Annotated in this window: 15 protein-coding genes and 1 other annotated feature; of the genes, 8 read left to right on the top strand and 7 right to left on the bottom strand. The window is 41.4% G+C overall.

Annotated elements, in window-relative coordinates; translation table 11 throughout:
* The first annotated feature begins 38 nt into the window (after nucleotides 1–38).
* Nucleotides 39–1,232 carry an MDR family MFS transporter gene (locus RTP99_RS15960; protein ID WP_001137558.1) on the top strand — a complete coding sequence of 398 codons (1,194 nt, stop codon included), beginning with the start codon at nucleotides 39–41 and terminating at the stop codon, nucleotides 1,230–1,232.
* Nucleotides 1,233–1,418: 186 nt separating this feature from the next.
* Nucleotides 1,419–1,638 (top strand) — a binding site (T-box leader).
* A gap of 65 nt (nucleotides 1,639–1,703) precedes the next feature.
* The gene (gene leuS, locus RTP99_RS15955) at nucleotides 1,704–4,112 is read left to right on the top strand and encodes a leucine--tRNA ligase (protein WP_000009457.1); all 2,409 of its coding nucleotides are present in this window, start codon (nucleotides 1,704–1,706) and stop codon (nucleotides 4,110–4,112) included.
* Nucleotides 4,113–4,137: 25 nt separating this feature from the next.
* Here the strand turns inward: leuS and RTP99_RS15950 are convergent, their stop codons facing one another.
* Nucleotides 4,138–4,566: a GNAT family N-acetyltransferase gene (locus RTP99_RS15950; protein ID WP_000800320.1), complete on the bottom strand. Its 429-nt coding sequence runs from the start codon at nucleotides 4,564–4,566 to the stop codon at nucleotides 4,138–4,140.
* Nucleotides 4,567–4,716: 150 nt separating this feature from the next.
* Between RTP99_RS15950 and RTP99_RS15945 the strand changes: the two genes are divergently transcribed.
* Nucleotides 4,717–5,652 (top strand): hypothetical protein, encoded by a 936-nt coding sequence (locus tag RTP99_RS15945; RefSeq protein WP_000677571.1) that lies wholly within the window; start codon nucleotides 4,717–4,719, stop codon nucleotides 5,650–5,652.
* Between the two features lie 44 nt (nucleotides 5,653–5,696).
* Here the strand turns inward: RTP99_RS15945 and RTP99_RS15940 are convergent, their stop codons facing one another.
* From RTP99_RS15940 to RTP99_RS15920, 5 genes are all read right to left on the bottom strand, one after another.
* Complete coding sequence (locus tag RTP99_RS15940; protein WP_000180554.1) at nucleotides 5,697–6,119, bottom strand: pyrophosphohydrolase domain-containing protein; 423 nt, start codon at nucleotides 6,117–6,119, stop codon at nucleotides 5,697–5,699.
* Nucleotides 6,120–6,217: 98 nt separating this feature from the next.
* A complete protein-coding gene (locus tag RTP99_RS15935; RefSeq protein WP_000038779.1) occupies nucleotides 6,218–6,403 on the bottom strand; it encodes a hypothetical protein in 186 nt (61 codons plus the stop codon).
* A 90-nt stretch (nucleotides 6,404–6,493) separates the two neighbouring features.
* Nucleotides 6,494–7,579, bottom strand: coding sequence for a Ger(x)C family spore germination protein (locus tag RTP99_RS15930; protein ID WP_000411395.1), 1,086 nt, complete (start codon nucleotides 7,577–7,579; stop codon nucleotides 6,494–6,496).
* The gene (locus RTP99_RS15925; RefSeq protein WP_000049076.1) at nucleotides 7,549–8,649 is read right to left on the bottom strand and encodes a spore germination protein; all 1,101 of its coding nucleotides are present in this window, start codon (nucleotides 8,647–8,649) and stop codon (nucleotides 7,549–7,551) included. Before RTP99_RS15925 ends, RTP99_RS15930 begins: the two co-directional genes overlap by 31 nt.
* 17 nt (nucleotides 8,650–8,666) lie before the next feature.
* Nucleotides 8,667–10,871 (bottom strand): spore germination protein, encoded by a 2,205-nt coding sequence (locus tag RTP99_RS15920; protein WP_080344568.1) that lies wholly within the window; start codon nucleotides 10,869–10,871, stop codon nucleotides 8,667–8,669.
* A gap of 152 nt (nucleotides 10,872–11,023) precedes the next feature.
* Here RTP99_RS15920 and RTP99_RS15915 point away from each other — a divergent pair, with 152 nt between their 5' ends.
* Nucleotides 11,024–12,148, top strand: a complete 1,125-nt coding sequence (locus tag RTP99_RS15915) for a homoserine O-acetyltransferase family protein (protein WP_001167605.1) — start codon at nucleotides 11,024–11,026, stop codon at nucleotides 12,146–12,148.
* A gap of 49 nt (nucleotides 12,149–12,197) precedes the next feature.
* Here RTP99_RS15915 and RTP99_RS15910 read toward each other — a convergent pair whose 3' ends face one another.
* Nucleotides 12,198–12,380: a hypothetical protein gene (locus RTP99_RS15910; RefSeq protein ID WP_000171883.1), complete on the bottom strand. Its 183-nt coding sequence runs from the start codon at nucleotides 12,378–12,380 to the stop codon at nucleotides 12,198–12,200.
* A gap of 199 nt (nucleotides 12,381–12,579) precedes the next feature.
* Between RTP99_RS15910 and RTP99_RS15905 the strand changes: the two genes are divergently transcribed.
* From RTP99_RS15905 to RTP99_RS15890, 4 genes are all read left to right on the top strand, one after another.
* Nucleotides 12,580–12,885 (top strand): rhodanese-like domain-containing protein, encoded by a 306-nt coding sequence (locus RTP99_RS15905; RefSeq protein WP_000141203.1) that lies wholly within the window; start codon nucleotides 12,580–12,582, stop codon nucleotides 12,883–12,885.
* Nucleotides 12,886–12,961: 76 nt separating this feature from the next.
* Nucleotides 12,962–13,183, top strand: a complete 222-nt coding sequence (locus tag RTP99_RS15900) for a spore germination protein (RefSeq protein WP_000512597.1) — start codon at nucleotides 12,962–12,964, stop codon at nucleotides 13,181–13,183.
* A 23-nt stretch (nucleotides 13,184–13,206) separates the two neighbouring features.
* Nucleotides 13,207–13,530 (top strand): hypothetical protein, encoded by a 324-nt coding sequence (locus RTP99_RS15895; RefSeq protein WP_001110853.1) that lies wholly within the window; start codon nucleotides 13,207–13,209, stop codon nucleotides 13,528–13,530.
* A 116-nt stretch (nucleotides 13,531–13,646) separates the two neighbouring features.
* A partial coding sequence (locus tag RTP99_RS15890; protein WP_312366250.1) for a BclA-related collagen-like exosporium protein occupies nucleotides 13,647–16,926 on the top strand: 3,280 nt, incomplete at its 3' end.

Raw genomic sequence — 16,926 nt, 5'->3', positions numbered from 1 at the left:
TTATAGATGAACGAAAAAATAGAATAGGAGGGGAGACTATGCCAAGGAAAGTATGGCTATTAGTAGCTGGGATGATTATTAATGTCACGGGTGCTTCTTTTTTATGGCCTTTTAATACAATTTATTTGCATGATCACCTAGGAAAATCTTTATCTGTGGCCGGAATGGTATTAATGATCAACTCGCTTACTGGTGTAATCGGAAACTTGCTCGGCGGTGTTTTATTTGATAAATGGGGCGGTTATAAATCAACTTTAGTAGGGATTGTGATTACACTCGTATCGATTTTAGGTCTTGTGTTCTTCCACGGTTGGCCTTTATACGTTGTGTGGCTAGCGTTAATCGGTTTTGGTTCTGGAATGGTCTTCCCATCGATGTATGCGATGGTTGGTACGGTTTGGCCAGAGGGCGGAAGACGAGCATTTAATGCGATGTATGTTGGACAAAACGTTGGTATTGCGATTGGAACAGCGTGTGGTGGATTAGTTGCATCGTATCGTTTTGATTATATTTTCTTAGCGAACTTTATTTTATACTTTGTTTTCTTCTTAATTGCTTTTATTGGATTCCGTGGTATGGAAGACAAGAAAGAGCCAGGAGTACAAAAAGAAGTGGAAACGAAAAAAGGTTGGTCGCTTACACCTGGATTCAAAGCACTTCTTATCGTATGTGTAGCATATGCTTTATGCTGGGTTACATACGTACAGTGGCAAGGAGCGATTGCAACACATATGCAAGAATTAAACATTAGCCTTCGTCACTATAGTTTATTATGGACGATAAACGGAGCGATGATCGTTTGTGCGCAGCCGCTAGTTAGTATGCTAATTCGCTGGATGAAGCGTTCTTTAAAACAACAAATTATAATCGGAATCATCATTTTTGCGGCTTCATTCATTGTTTTAAGTCAAGCGCAGCAATTTACGATGTTCCTCGTTGCGATGGTAACATTAACAATTGGTGAGTTATTCGTATGGCCAGCAGTTCCAACGATTGCAAATATACTTGCGCCAAAAGATAAGCTAGGTTTTTATCAAGGTGTTGTAAATAGTGCGGCGACTGTAGGGAAAATGTTCGGGCCGGTCGTTGGCGGAGCGATTGTTGATTTATATAATATGGAAGTATTGTTTATAGCGATCATGGTAATGCTTGTAGTAGCGCTTATCGCAACGAGCATTTATGATAAACGAGTAAAAGTAGAAGAAACAGTTGAAGAAAAAATTGCAGTTTAGTTTGACGGAACATGTTCACATGTTTTAGAATATATTTAAATAAAACAACCTTTGGAACAAGGGAGATAGCTCGGCTGTCGTAAGACAATTCATTAGTTATGAAGAGTAACGATTAATCGAGAAGCCCCGCTTTAAGTAAGCTCTTAAGAGATTTTAAGCGAAGGGTAGTTCACTTAACTCATATTTGTAATAACAGTGAGAAGGAGTAGTAGTAATAGAAGCTGGTTTAGAGAGTTGACGGTCGGTGCAAGTCAATCCACGTTTCGTTATGAACTCGCCTTTGAGTTGCAGTTGTGAAACTAATAGTAGCAATTGCCGTTAATCCACGTTACGGATCTAAGCGAATGTATATTTGTACATTAATTTAGGGTGGTACCGCGGGAATCTATAACCTCTCGTCCCTTTCTAGGGATGAGAGGTTTTTTGTATTTTGGGCGGTGAAAATAAATAGAATTTCAAGGAGGGTATCTCATGAGCTTTAATCATCAAGAAATTGAGAAGAAGTGGCAAGGGTACTGGGAAGAGAATAAAACATTCCGTACGCCAGATGAGACAGAAAAACCAAAATTTTATGCACTAGATATGTTCCCATATCCATCAGGTGCAGGCTTACACGTAGGACATCCGGAAGGTTATACAGCAACAGATATTTTATCTCGTATGAAGCGTATGCAAGGATATAACGTTCTTCATCCAATGGGATGGGATGCATTCGGTCTTCCAGCAGAGCAATATGCACTTGATACTGGAAACAGCCCAGCTGAATTTACAGAGCATAATATTAATACATTCCGTAACCAAATTAAATCATTAGGTTTCTCTTACGATTGGGACCGTGAAGTAAATACAACAGATCCAAACTACTACAAGTGGACACAATGGATCTTCCTAAAACTATTTGAAAAAGGCTTAGCTTACGTTGATGAAGTACCTGTAAACTGGTGCCCAGCACTTGGTACAGTACTTGCAAACGAAGAAATCATTGACGGTAAGAGTGAGCGCGGTGGACATCCAGTTGAGCGTCGTCCGATGAGACAGTGGATGTTAAAAATTACAGCTTACGGAGATCGTCTATTAGAAGATCTAGATGAGCTTGATTGGCCAGAAAGCTTAAAAGATATGCAACGTAACTGGATCGGTCGTTCTGAAGGTGCCGAAGTACACTTCAATATCGATGGTACAGACGAGAAGTTCACAGTTTTCACAACGCGTCCTGATACACTATTCGGTGCAAGCTACTGTGTACTTGCTCCGGAACATGCACTTGTTGCTGATATTACAACTGCTGAACAAAAAGAAGCTGTAGAAGCTTACATTAATTCAGTAAAAATGAAGAGTGATTTAGAGCGTACAGAACTTGCGAAAGAGAAAACTGGTGTATTCACTGGTGCTTACGCAGTTAACCCAGTAAATGGTGAGAAATTACCAATCTGGATCGCTGATTACGTTCTTGCAACTTACGGAACAGGTGCTGTAATGGCAGTTCCAGCTCATGATGAGCGTGACTATGAATTCGCATCAACGTTCAATCTTCCGATGAAGGAAGTTGTAAAAGGCGGAGACATTACGAAAGAAGCATACACAGGTGATGGTGAACACGTAAACTCAGCATTCCTTGATGGTTTAAATAAAGAAGAAGCAATCGCAAAAATGATTGAATGGCTTGAAGTAACGAGCGCAGGAAATCAAAAAGTAACATACCGTCTACGTGACTGGTTATTCAGCCGTCAACGTTACTGGGGTGAGCCAATTCCAGTTATTCACTGGGAAGATGGTACAATGACAGCTGTAAAAGAAGAAGAATTACCATTAGTTCTTCCGAAAACAGACAACATCCGTCCTTCAGGTACAGGTGAATCACCACTTGCTAACATTGACGAGTGGGTAAATGTTGTTGATCCTGAGACTGGTAAAAAAGGTCGTCGTGAAACGAACACAATGCCACAATGGGCTGGTAGCTGCTGGTACTACCTACGTTACATCGATCCAAACAATAGCGAAGCACTTGTAGATCCTGAAAAAGTAAAACAATGGCTTCCAGTTGATATTTATATCGGCGGAGCAGAGCACGCTGTACTTCACTTACTATATGCTCGTTTCTGGCATAAAGTATTATACGATATCGGTGTAGTTCCAACGAAAGAGCCGTTCCAACAATTATTCAACCAAGGTATGATTCTAGGTGAAAACAACGAGAAAATGAGTAAATCAAAAGGTAACGTTGTAAACCCTGATGATATCGTAGCAAGCCACGGTGCAGATACACTTCGTCTATACGAAATGTTCATGGGACCATTAGATGCTTCAATCGCTTGGTCTGAAAATGGTCTTGACGGAGCTCGTCGTTTCCTAGACCGCGTATGGCGTCTATTCGTTCAAGATAACGGTGAATTAAGTGAGAAAATTACTGATGCACCAAATAAAGAGCTTGAAAAAGCTTACCACCAAACAGTGAAGAAAGTAACAGAAGACTATGCAGAGCTTCGCTTCAACACAGCGATTTCTCAAATGATGGTATTCATCAACGATGCATACAAAGCTGAAACACTTCCGAAAGAATATGTAGAAGGTTTCGTAAAAATGATTGCACCAGTTGCACCTCACATCGGGGAAGAGCTATGGAGCAAACTTGGATACAATGAAACAATCACATATGCAAGCTGGCCAACATTTGATGAGTCTAAACTTGTAGAAGATGAAGTTGAAATCGTTGTTCAAGTTATGGGTAAAGTTCGCGCAAAACTAACAATGAGTAAAGACGCATCAAAAGAAGAAATGGAACAACTTGCACTTGAAGCAATTAAGGACCAAATTGAAGGGAAAACAGTTCGTAAAGTAATTGTAGTTCCTGGAAAACTTGTTAACGTTGTTGCAAACTAATGTATGAAAGAAAAGCTCAGAGCGCTTATGCTCTGAGCTTTTTTGTGTAGAAAATAATTTCAGGATCCCCTTCATCTAAGTTTTCAACTATTCCACTACGTATAAAACCGTTCGCATTAAAAACTTTTTGCATACTTTCATTTGATTCGTTCGTTGAAGAAAATATTTTTTGAGTAGGAGAATGACTTAACATATATGAGAGTAACGAGCTTGCATAGCCTCGCCTTCTTTTTGTTGGCGAAACGATGATTAATGAGAGGAAAGTACAATCAAAGAAATTTGTATCGTATGTTAGAAAACCGGAAATAGAATTATCTTCTTTTACGATGACGCATCGTCCCTCATCAATAGAGTGCTTAATATAATTTCGTCTACTATCATTTCCGATTACATCAATATCTATATGTACGATTGAATCTAAATCATCGATAGAAGCTTTTGTTACGTTCTTCAATGGAAATACCCCCTAGAAAAAATATTCAGTTAATTAATTTTACCATGAATGAAGAAAAAGGAGCGGAATTCCCATACAGACAAACACCTATTTTTCTATAGGAAATATGATAAAAAAGGTAGGCTAAATTGAGTAGAAGAGGTGAAAGGAATGAAAGGGATGGACAATAATGCACCACATGGTTTTTTCGGAGGTGGTTCGGATAGTTATGAACAAATGATGTTAATGGGAGGAGCTGGCCAACAAGGATACGGTGGTATTCCGAGCTGGATGGGCGGAGGAGCAGGAGGTTTTCCGACATCGGTAGCTGGTATGCAAACTGGAATGCCTACATTAATGGGGGGCTTTTCGACATCAGGGGCTGGAATGCCTACAGTAACAGGAGGCTTTCCAACATCAGTAGCTGGCGTACAGACAGGAATTCCAGTAGGGGTACCAACTACATTCCCATCTTTCGTTGGAGGGGTACAAACAGGATTTCCGGTACCGGGAGTAGGTGTTGTGGCAGGCGGAGTAGGTGGTTATCCGCAAGCTGTTCATGGTCATCATGTACATCACCATCACCAAGGTCAGCACGGTCATCATGGTCATCACCATCACCAAGGTCAGCACGGCCATCATGGTCATCACCATCATCAAGGTCAACACGGTCATCATGGTCATCACCATCACCAAGGCCAACACGGCCACCATGTACATCATCATCACCAAGGTCAGCACGGTCATCATCACCAACAACAAGTACATCACCACGGTCAACACCATATTCATCCGCAAGCTGTTCTTTATCAAACACATCAAGGCCATCAACACGGTCACCATGGTCATCATCACCATCAAGGTCAGCACGGTCACCATGGCCAGCATCACCATCAAGGTCAGCACGGTCATCATGGCCAACATGGTCATCAAGGTCAACAACATCAACAACATCAACAACATCAACAATATCAACAATATCAACAGTATCAACAACAACAATCTTCTCCTTGGACAGGTGGAATTGGGGCAGGAGGAGCAGGGGCAGCGGCAGGAGCAGCTAGCATTGGTGGAGCAGCAGGGCATGCTGGACACGTGGGTCATTAATGAATTGCAGAAAAAAAGACATAATAAAAAACTGCTAGGAAATCCTAGCAGTTTTTTTCAGCTTCTTGGCGTTGACGTTCGATTTCAGCACGAAGTTGTGGCTCTGGTGCTTGCCAGCCTTCAGGTTTTAGAATTTTGCCGTCGCCTTCGCGGAATCTTGGTTTCCCATCAGGGAATAGTTTTGCCATGTTTGCATTATTTACAATTTCGAATCCTTTATCAGGACGTACGCCCATTTCGGCAAACGTGCCGAATGCAAAGTAAATAAGGTCAATCAGTGCATCGTATTGATCTTCAACAGTCGTTGCTTCTAGAAATTCTTCTAGCTCTTCTTGCATAAAACTCGCACGGATTTTTGCGCGTTCTTCTGTTAATTTTGTTGGAGTATTTGTCACAGGATGTCCGAATACTTCATGCATTTTCGCAACAAGTTCGTACCCTTTATCTAGACCTTTTTCGTTTGTCATGTTGTTTCATCCTTTCTCGCTTAGTGCCGAATCTCATTGTAACATAAGGTGATTATGAAATGAAAAGAACATCTTATAGAAAATAAGATGCTCGCCTGTTATTCTTCTTTCTTAATTAAAATGGATAAAATAAGATCGATGCCAAATATACCAACGAGTAACATTGGTATAACGACAAGTAAATAACGTGTGAAGGAAACATTTTTTAAATATGTATGAGCAAATAAAAAGACGCCGAGAAATAAAATACCATTTAAAATAGGCTTTACTAATTTTTTAGACATAAGCTCCCCCATAAATATCTTCTCTCTCTATCTAAAATAAAAACTCCTCTTTCCGTTGTATCATGCTGGAGAGAGGAGTTCAATCATTTCTCATTCAATTACACCAGAATTTGTAATATTTACGGTGTATTTTACAGTGACAGGGACATCTTTGTACAGCTGTCTCCATTTTTCTAATTTGAATGGGCGATAATGTTGCTTATATTTAGCTCCTAGCCCGAGAGGATCAACGCCTAAAGATTTAAACTGCTTAATTAATTTAGCAGCTTGTTTATCTAATTGTTTTTGGATGTTTTTTTCAATGTTTTTTGTGTTCTTGTTATTTTCTAAGTTAATTTGCTTCGATAGTTCTTGAATACGTGCATCAAGATGAACGTGAATGAAGAAAGAAGGCTTCCCGTTTTTAATTTTTATATCGTAAGTTGGAACAGAACGAATATTATTAATCATTACGTACGCGGAATCTGTTTTGAATTCATGTGAATCTAATTTATGTTTCTCTAATAGTCCTTTAAAGATGAACATATCTTTTTCTGCGATTTTCCCGATATATTTATCCTTTTTAAAAAGACCAATTCCGTTGATTTTTATTTTATCACCATGCTTCTTTAGAATGGGAATATAGTAGTCTTGCCCTTCTTGATAATAACGGAATGCTCCTACATGCAGATTATCTGTTGGTAAAGGACCGGTCTCCATATTATGTTCTAACAACTTTTTTATATAAATTGCAACGTTGTATGAAGTCGAATATTTGCCTTTTAAAAGTTCAGTACCATTCCCCTCTAATAAACCAACATATAAAGCGTTCCCTATGTTTACATCTCGAAGTAATGTATCGAATGAAGTAGACATTCCTGTTTTGGCAAGTCTTATCGTATATAGAGCGACACGCATTTGCCCACTAGCAAATGGTTGAGAAGACTCTAAAGATGTTTCAGCTTTTACTTGTTTTACGGCATTTGCGGTGCCTTCAAAAACTTGAACTTTATTTCCTTTTTTCTGAATGGGACAAACGAATGTCACTTTTAGTTTTTTATCTTTTGCAACATCAAATACTGTTCCTTGAATAAGTTGTACATCATCGATAATATTTTTTTGTAAACACCCAGTTAGACTGAAGAATGTTATACAAGAAATAAGTATTAATTTGCTTGTGCTTTTGATTTTTTCCATTTTCTTTTCACCCACACAATAATAAATAGAATTGGGATGTATACATAAATGAGCCAAAAACTAACCTTCGATGCATTACTAATAAAGTTATTAATATCGTGTCTGTTTGTTAAAAGTTGCGAAACAATGAGCGTGATAAAGATAAAAGCGATTAAAACACCTCTTTGCTTTACGCGGAATATTTCGTGAGTTGCTCTCATTGACGCCCATAAAGGGAGGATAAAACTTGAAATAATAACGAGTGCATAGCCTGAAATTGCAATATATTCGAGTCTTTCTATAAATGGTAATTGAATGACTTGAGTCATAGAAAGTTGGGACCATATCGTTTTTAACAATTGTTTTTCACTAAAAAATGCAAAAGCTAAAAGGGTGCTAAATAGATATAGAAGATTTGAAAATAGTGCTCCGAGCTGAGCGTATTTATGAGATTGCATAGGCTTTTTTACAAATGGATACACCATGAGGTAAATCTCAAAACCGGTCATACTGTAGATTGACAGTTGAGCGGATTTTAAAATGTCTGAAAAAGAATGGGTGAATATAGGGAGTAAATTATCCCAATGTGAATATTTCAAAACGAATAAGCTTAGAAATAAATATCCTAATGTACCACCAACAGAGATGACGCAAATACCGGTAATTACACGAAATCCAGAAGAGATAATGTAATAGCTAACTAAGCACAAAAAGAGTGTTAACATAAAGGTGGAAGCGGTAGGAAACATCCATACTTGAATAATTTCAACATACGTTCGAATAACCGAAATACTGACGATTAAAAAATAAGCTGCAAAGATGATATTAAAGACATTCCCTATCCACTTTCCAAACGTTTGCCTTTGTAAATCAATTAAATTTCCATTTGTTTCTTTTAATAAAAAATACATCATCCATATAAGAAGATGGATACAGAGCCCTGTGATTACAACGCCCATCCATCCGTCGTAACCAGCGGCCTTTGCGGTGATTCGAGCGAAACCGAGAACGCCAGCACCGAACTGTGCACCGTGAATTAAGAAGAAAACGAAGATAGGAGATATTTGATATTTTTCTTGAACTTTACTCATCGAATGCACCTCATTTCTTAATCATCAAAGTCTGATCTATGTTTTGTTGAAATTCCTTTCGCTGCTTTTTTTACATGTTGTGGTCTTGCTTGTACATCACGTGTATCAATCATTGTTAAAGGGAAACGAATCCAAGAATCTTTAACAGATTGTTGTCTTGTTGGGTAGAACAAAGCGTACGGCTTGCGTAAAGAAGTAAGTCTAAATAGATGGGTAAATAAAAAGATAAATCCAAGAGAAATCCCGAAGAGACCTCCTATTTCTGCAAATATGAGAAACGGGAAACGTAGTAATCGAACCGCATTACCCATTTTATAAATAGGTGTAATAAAGGAAGCGAGTGCTGATAAAGCAACGATAATTAATAAAATGTTACTCGTTAAACCAGCTTGTACAGATGCTTGCCCGATTACGATACCGCCTACAATACCGAGCGTTTGACCAACTTTCATCGGTAACCTCGCGCCAGCTTCTCTCAGTAAGTCGATTGCAAGTTCTAAAAAGAGTGCTTCAATTAAAGGTGGGAATGGTACTTGTGCTCTTGATAAAATTAAAGTTTCAAGTAAATCACTCGGAATGAGTTCATAATGATAATTTAAAATTGCAACGTATAACGGTGTAGCGCATATTGAGAATAGAACGGCGATAAGGCGTAAAATTCTTGAGAATGTAGCGTATAACCAAGAGACGTTGTAGTCTTCTGGTGAAATGAAAAAATCGAAATAGGATACAGGTGTTAGTAAAACACTTGGAGAACCATCAACAAAAATAGCGATTTTCCCATCGATTAGTGCTTTTGTAACTCTATCAGTGCGTTCTGTATTGATATAGAGAGGAAAGATCGATTTTTCACCCATTAATTCTTGTAAATAAGCACTATCATTAATTTGATCATATTCAAGAGCGCGTAATGACTCTTCTAGAAAATCAACATTATCTTTTTCAGCAAGGTTGTCTAAATACATCATGACAACTTTTGTTTTGGAAAACTCACCAACAATCATCTCTTTTGTTTGTAAATCTAAAACAGGAAGACGTTTTCGAACTAAATTAATATTTGTATCAATATCCTCTACAAAACCTTCTTGCGGACCAATAACAGTCGATTCGTTTAAAGGAGGAGTTGGTGCACGATAATTATCAATTGCAATATTTGCGAGCATACATTTTTGATCTTGTTGATTTACTTGAACGATCGCATGCCCCTTTAACACCATGTCCTCAATTTTTTGTAAATCGTTCGTAATTGTAATGCCGCTCATCGGAATATGCTCTTTCAGCTCTTCTAGTGAAGCATTAGGTCGTTCTAAAAGAGTAGGCATTAAATACTTTTGCAATTTCTCACCATCAAGAGAAGGACGATAGTAAGAAATCCAATAAGGCATCGTTTCATCGTCAGATGTGTGATAATTAACGAAATCACTAGATTTTTTGAGTTTCTCTATTAAATCTTGTAGAGAATGAATACGGTCTTTTTCTGGTTTCGTAAAATCATAAATACTATTACCTTTAGAGTTTTGCTGTTTACCTTGATCAGAGTAGTCTTGTTTAGAGTTTTGCTGTTTACCTTGATCAGAGTTGTCTTGTTTAGAGTTTTGCTGTTTACTTTGATCAGAGTTGTGTTGTTTAGAGTTTTGCTGTTTATCTTGATCAGAGTTGTGTTGTTTAGAGTTTTGCTGTTTACCTTGATCAGAGTTGTGTTGTTTAGAGTTTTGCTGTTTACCTTGATCAGAGTAGTCTTGTTTAGAGTTTTGTTGTTTATCTTGATCTGAGTCGCCTTGCTTAGAATCTTGCTGTTTACCCTGATTTGAGTCGTCTTGTTTAGAGCTTTGTTGTTTATCCTGAGCGGGGTCGTTTTGCTTAGAATTTTGCTGCTTATCTTGCTGATTTGAGTCGTTTTGTTTAGCGTGTTGTTGTTTATTTTGATCACGGTCATCTTGTTCAGAGTGTTGCTGTTTCTCTTGATCCGAATGATATTGCTTAGAGCGTTGTTGTTGATCTTGATTGGATTCATTTTGCTTAGTATGTTGTTGCTGACCTTGAGAAGACTCCTTGTGTCCCTCTTTTTTTTGCTCGCCATTGTTATCTTTATTATGCTTCATACTTCTAGTCAGTTTTTTGTTATCATCCTCTTGTTTGTTAGCGTGTTGCTCCGAGTTATCTGTTTCGTTTTTCTCTGTTGTATTTGATTTTTTTTTCTTACGTAGCCAATTCCAAATCATATGTATGCCCTCTTTAATTTTGTAATATAGTGCTATTTTGTGGCTAATTTTGTATATTATTCATTTATTTATGAAAAGAAGGAGGAGATTGGTTTGCATAGAAAAAATCCTTTAGTAAGCAGTACATACTATGACGAGAAGAGGGCGAGTCTGTGCAAATTGTAAAAAAGGAGAAATTTATTTTAAAGGAGTTTACATTTGAAAATGGTAGGACAATTCCTGTTCAAATGGGGTATGAGGCTTATGGTACTTTAAATAGAGAAAGGTCAAATGCGATTTTGGTTTGTCATTATTTTAGTGCAACTAGTCACGCAGCAGGAAAATATACAGCGCATGATGAGGAGTCTGGCTGGTGGGATGGTTTAATTGGACCGGGAAAAGCAATTGATACAAATAAATACTTCGTTATATGCACTGATAATCTTTGTAATGTGCAGGTGAAGAACCCGAATGTAATTACAACGGGACCGAAATCGATTAATCCGAAAACTGGAGATGAATATGCGATGGATTTTCCGGTTTTTACATTTCTTGATGTAGCTCGTATGCAATATGAGTTAATAAAAGATATGGGAATCGCAAGGCTACATGCTGTAATGGGGCCGTCAGCTGGCGGGATGATTGCGCAGCAATGGGCTGTTCATTATCCTCATATGGTAGAGCGGATGATTGGTGTTATTACGAACCCGCAAAATCCAATTATTACGTCGGTAAATGTAGCGCAAAATGCAATTGAGGCTATCGAGCTGGATCCAAGTTGGAAGGGCGGAAAATATGGAGAAGAGCAGCCAATGAAGGGGCTTCATTTAGCAAATAGAATGATGTTTATGAACGCGTTTGACGAGCATTTTTACGAAACGACATTTCCTCGTAATAGTATAGAGAAAGAGCCTTATGAAACATTTTCTGCATTAACATTATTTGAGAAAGAAATTAACAAAGTGACAAATAGAAGTATAGCTTTAGTTGATGCAAATTCATGGATGTATACCGCGAAAGCAGTTTTATTACATGATATTGCGCATGGATTTTCGTCTTTAGAAGAGGCACTGTCTAATATAGAAGCAAATGTACTTATGATTCCGTGTAAACAAGATTTGCTTCAGCCGTCACGTTATAATTACAAAATGGTAGACATGTTGCAAAAACAAGGGAAGTATGCGGAAGTGTATGAGATAGAAAGTATAAATGGACATATGGCGGGGGCATTTGATATTCATTTATTTGAAAAGAAAGTTTATGAATTTTTAAATCGGAAAGTGTCTAGTTTTGTGTAGAAAATAAATGATGTGAAAAAGGTGCAATGTATGTAGTAGGCACCTTTTTTTACATGATTTGTAGGCGGAAAATATATGTGGCAATTGCTATACCGAAGAATGCGATACTAAGCAATAGAAATAAGAATGACATTTCTTGTGGTGATTTTATCTTTCTATTATTTTTCATACTAAGTGCAATAATTGCAGCGATTAAGAAAATGATGCCCATAATGAAAAGGAAAAGTGTCATTTTCATTGGCTCCTTTCATAAAACAAGTATATTGAGGATACAATGCAAGGGTTATGTTTGTAAAGAATAAGTTTTGCGAGAAAATTGAGAAATAGTTTTTCGATTCTTTGCGTTCTTTCTTTTGCGTGCTAAAATTGATGAGGAATGATTATTTAAAGAGGAAACTAAAGGTTTTATTGTATATAAGGAGGAACAACATATGACAGAAGTTAAAACAATTACTACAGAAGAGGTGCAAGAGCGTTTAGAAAAAGGAGAAACGTTATTTTTAGTAGACGTAAGGGAAGATGAAGAAGTAGCGGCAGGAAAAATTCCAGAAGCTGTACATATTAAAATGGGCGATATCCCAAATAAAGTAGATTTCTTTGATAAAGAGAATGAATATATCTTTATTTGTCGTTCGGGAATGCGCAGTGAAAATGTATGCCATTATTTAAATGAGCAAGGATTTAAAACAGTGAACATGGTAGGCGGAATGCTTCAATATGAGGGAGAAACGAAATAAGTAGTTAAAAAACTTGAAACGAGTCTGTTTCAAGTTTTTTTCTTTTGCATACAGTGTACAAAAGGGGGATAGGTAAATGGGGATTAATATGCGTAAAGTAAAAATTATTAACAATACAGGAGCCGTTAATGTTGGCGACTGTTATAATATCGCGCCTTTTGCTGTATCGAAAGCTTATGCGGGTGCTGGAGGATCAAGTGCGGCTATTTTTTTAAATGGAAAAAGGCAGCCACCAGAGGTGATTCGAACATCAGTATTTCTTCCACCATTGTCAACGAGTACACGTACATTGGGTTAGTAAGGGAAAGGTAGAGTGTTAGTATGCCAGCACATATAAAAGAGTTTGTTATTGTGAATAACACTGGGAATATATTTACAGGTGATAATTTGAGTGATACTTCATTTACTGCTTCGAAATCGTACAGTGGTTCAATGGGATGCACTTGGATTGACGTTGTTACAGTAATAGGGACGGAGACGAAGCTTTGTTTACAGCCGGGTGATTCGGTGACGACAACATATACAAGAGGCACCCCTGCTGGTACTGTAACAGGAACAAATATGGGGCAAAGTGTAAATGCATCGGGTATAGCACAAGCTGTCCCTAATACAGATAATATGGATTCAGTTGCTGGACTCCCTTAAGGAATTAAGGGAGTTTTTATTATTTAAAATAAAAATAGTCTTTGAGATTATTTTTGTAAATACATATTAAGAAGAGGTTTGTAATGTAAAAAAGATGGTGTGTAGGTGGTGAAAGTATGAAAGAGCGCGATAAACAAAATTCATTAAACTCTAATTTCAGAATCTCACCAAATCTTATTGGACCTACCTTTCCTCCTGTTCCAACGGGATTTACTGGTATTGGGATTACTGGTCCAACCGGTCCACAAGGCCCGACAGGACCTCAAGGGCCAAGGGGATTACAAGGTCCAATGGGAGAGATGGGCCCAACAGGACCTCAAGGAGTACAAGGAATTCAAGGACCCGTTGGGTCAATAGGTGCAACGGGACCAGAAGGACAGCAGGGGCCACAAGGATTAAGGGGACCACAGGGAGAAACTGGAGCGACAGGACCTCAAGGAGTACAAGGATTGCAAGGTCCAGCTGGTCCAACTGGAGCGACAGGAGCACAAGGTATACAAGGTATACAGGGATTACAAGGGCCCATTGGAGCTACCGGGCCAGAGGGACCACAAGGAATCCAAGGAGTGCAAGGATTACCTGGGGCAACTGGTCCACAAGGAATACAAGGGGCACAAGGAATGCAAGGGCTACAAGGGCCGAGTGGAAATACAGGGGCAACCGGAGCGACAGGTCAGGGGATAACAGGTCCGACTGGAGTAACAGGTCCGACAGGGATCACTGGTCCGTCAGGAGGACCTCCTGGTCCGACGGGGCCAACTGGTGCGACAGGTCCGGGCGGTGGACCGAGTGGAAGTACAGGAGCAACAGGAGCAACGGGAAATACTGGGGCTACAGGAAGTACGGGGGTAACAGGAAGTACGGGGGTAACAGGAGCGACGGGAAGTACAGGTCCGACTGGAAGCACGGGAGCACAGGGCTTGCAAGGAATACAAGGGATTCAAGGGCCAATTGGGCCAACCGGTCCAGAAGGTCCGCAGGGTATTCAAGGGATTCCTGGTCCGACGGGAGTAACCGGTGAACAAGGAATACAAGGAGTTCAGGGTATTCAAGGAGCAACGGGTGCAACAGGGGATCAAGGTCCACAAGGTATACAGGGGGCTATAGGGCCACAAGGGGCAACAGGGGCCACAGGAGATCAAGGTCCACAAGGAATACAAGGAGTACCAGGGCCATCAGGAGCAACAGGCCCACAGGGAGTTCAAGGGCTACAAGGTCCGATGGGTGATATAGGGCCAACAGGTCCAGAAGGCCCAGAGGGACTTCAGGGCCCGCAAGGAATACAAGGTGTGCCAGGGCCAGTTGGAGCGACGGGTCCAGAGGGTCCTCAGGGGATACAAGGCATTCAAGGACCTGTAGGAGCAACTGGCCCACAAGGTCCACAAGGAATTCAGGGAATACAAGGTGTGCAGGGGATAACGGGAGCAACGGGAGTACAAGGAGCAACTGGAATTCAAGGGATACAAGGGGAAATAGGAGCAACAGGTCCAGAGGGGCCCCAAGGAGTGCAAGGTGCTCAAGGAGGGATTGGTCCAACCGGTCCGATGGGGCCCCAAGGAGTGCAAGGAGTACAAGGAATACAAGGAGCGACGGGCGCACAAGGAGTGCAAGGTCCACAAGGAATACAAGGAATACAAGGAATACAAGGAATACAAGGTCCGACTGGGGCAACAGGAGATACGGGAGCAACAGGTGCGACAGGGGAAGGCACTACAGGCCCAACAGGAGTAACCGGTCCAACAGGCCCATCTGGAGGACCTGCCGGACCGACCGGCCCAACGGGGCCATCAGGTCCGGCGGGAGTAACAGGTCCATCTGGTGGACCACCTGGCCCAACAGGAGCAACTGGGGCGACAGGAGTAACAGGAGATACTGGGGCAACAGGCTCAACTGGAGTGACAGGAGCGACGGGAGAAACGGGAGCAACCGGAGTGACGGGTTTACAAGGTCCGCAAGGAATCCAAGGAGTGCAAGGAGAGATAGGTCCGACGGGTCCCCAAGGTGTTCAAGGTCCGCAAGGAATTCAAGGAGTAACGGGGGCCACAGGAGATCAAGGTCCGCAAGGGGTTCAAGGCCCACAAGGCGACATAGGTCCAACCGGCCCACAAGGAATTCAAGGCCCACAAGGTTCTCAAGGAATCCAAGGAGCGACAGGGGGAACAGGAGCACAAGGCCCACAGGGAATCCAAGGTCCGCAAGGTGACGTAGGTCCGACTGGGCCACAAGGTCCAACTGGAATTCAAGGGATACAAGGAGAGATAGGTCCAACCGGTCCAGAAGGCCCAGAGGGACTTCAGGGTCCGCAAGGAATACAAGGTGTTCAAGGACCAGTTGGAGCAACGGGTCCAGAGGGTCCTCAGGGGATACAAGGCATTCAAGGAGTGCAAGGAGCAACAGGCTCACAAGGTCCACAAGGAATTCAGGGAATCCAAGGTGTGCAAGGGATAACGGGAGCAACTGGAGCACAAGGAGCAACTGGAATTCAAGGGATACAAGGGGAAATAGGAGCAACAGGTCCAGAGGGCCCACAAGGAGTGCAAGGAGTACAAGGAGAGATAGGTCCAACCGGTCCAATGGGGCCCCAAGGAGTGCAAGGAGTGCAAGGAATTCAAGGAGCGACGGGCGCACAAGGAGTGCAAGGTCCACAAGGAATTCAAGGAATACAAGGTCCGACGGGGGCAACAGGAGAAACGGGAGCAACAGGAGCGACAGGGGAAGGCACTACAGGCCCAACAGGAGTAACCGGTCCAACAGGGGTAACAGGCCCATCTGGAGGACCTGCCGGACCGACCGGCCCAACGGGGCCATCAGGTCCGGCGGGAGTAACCGGTCCATCTGGTGGACCACCTGGCCCGACAGGAGCAACAGGAGCAACAGGAGCGACAGGAGTAACAGGAGATACCGGGGCGACAGGCTCAACTGGAGTGACAGGAGCGACAGGAGAAACGGGAGCAACCGGAGTGACGGGTTTACAGGGACCGCAAGGAATACAAGGTGTTCAAGGAGAGATAGGTCCAACCGGTCCACAGGGTATTCAAGGTCCCCAAGGAATCCAAGGAGTAACGGGGGCCACAGGAGCACAAGGTCCACAAGGAATTCAAGGCCCACAAGGCGACATAGGTCCAACTGGCCCCCAAGGAATTCAAGGTCCACAAGGCCCTCAAGGAATCCAAGGAGCGACGGGGGCCACAGGAGCACAAGGTCCACAGGGAATCCAAGGTCCGCAAGGAGAGATAGGTCCGACTGGCCCACAAGGCCCACAAGGAATTCAAGGCCCGCAAGGAATACAAGGTCCAACGGGAGCTACAGGAGCAACCGGAGCGACAGGTCTCCAAGGAATTCAAGGCCCACAAGGAATTCAAGGCCCGCAAGGAATACAAGGTCCAACGGGAGCTA

This window comes from Bacillus sp. (in: firmicutes), from assembly GCF_031983925.1.
Taxonomy (GTDB): Bacteria; Bacillota; Bacilli; order Bacillales; family Bacillaceae_G; genus Bacillus_A; species Bacillus_A pacificus.
This window is presented reverse-complemented; position numbering and strand designations above follow the sequence as displayed.

Bases quoted from the DNA above. Each gene is read 5' to 3' on its own strand.
- RTP99_RS15960 (WP_001137558.1), top strand. From the start codon at position 39: ATGCCAAGGAAAGTATGGCTATTAGTAGCTGGGATGATTATTAATGTC.
- leuS (WP_000009457.1), top strand. From the start codon at position 1,704: ATGAGCTTTAATCATCAAGAAATTGAGAAGAAGTGGCAAGGGTACTGG.
- RTP99_RS15945 (WP_000677571.1), top strand. From the start codon at position 4,717: ATGAAAGGGATGGACAATAATGCACCACATGGTTTTTTCGGAGGTGGT.
- RTP99_RS15940 (WP_000180554.1), bottom strand. From the start codon at position 6,119: ATGACAAACGAAAAAGGTCTAGATAAAGGGTACGAACTTGTTGCGAAA.
- RTP99_RS15935 (WP_000038779.1), bottom strand. From the start codon at position 6,403: ATGTCTAAAAAATTAGTAAAGCCTATTTTAAATGGTATTTTATTTCTC.
- RTP99_RS15930 (WP_000411395.1), bottom strand. From the start codon at position 7,579: ATGGAAAAAATCAAAAGCACAAGCAAATTAATACTTATTTCTTGTATA.
- RTP99_RS15925 (WP_000049076.1), bottom strand. From the start codon at position 8,649: ATGAGTAAAGTTCAAGAAAAATATCAAATATCTCCTATCTTCGTTTTC.
- RTP99_RS15920 (WP_080344568.1), bottom strand. From the start codon at position 10,871: ATGATTTGGAATTGGCTACGTAAGAAAAAAAAATCAAATACAACAGAG.
- RTP99_RS15910 (WP_000171883.1), bottom strand. From the start codon at position 12,380: ATGACACTTTTCCTTTTCATTATGGGCATCATTTTCTTAATCGCTGCA.
- RTP99_RS15905 (WP_000141203.1), top strand. From the start codon at position 12,580: ATGACAGAAGTTAAAACAATTACTACAGAAGAGGTGCAAGAGCGTTTA.
- RTP99_RS15900 (WP_000512597.1), top strand. From the start codon at position 12,962: ATGGGGATTAATATGCGTAAAGTAAAAATTATTAACAATACAGGAGCC.
- RTP99_RS15895 (WP_001110853.1), top strand. From the start codon at position 13,207: ATGCCAGCACATATAAAAGAGTTTGTTATTGTGAATAACACTGGGAAT.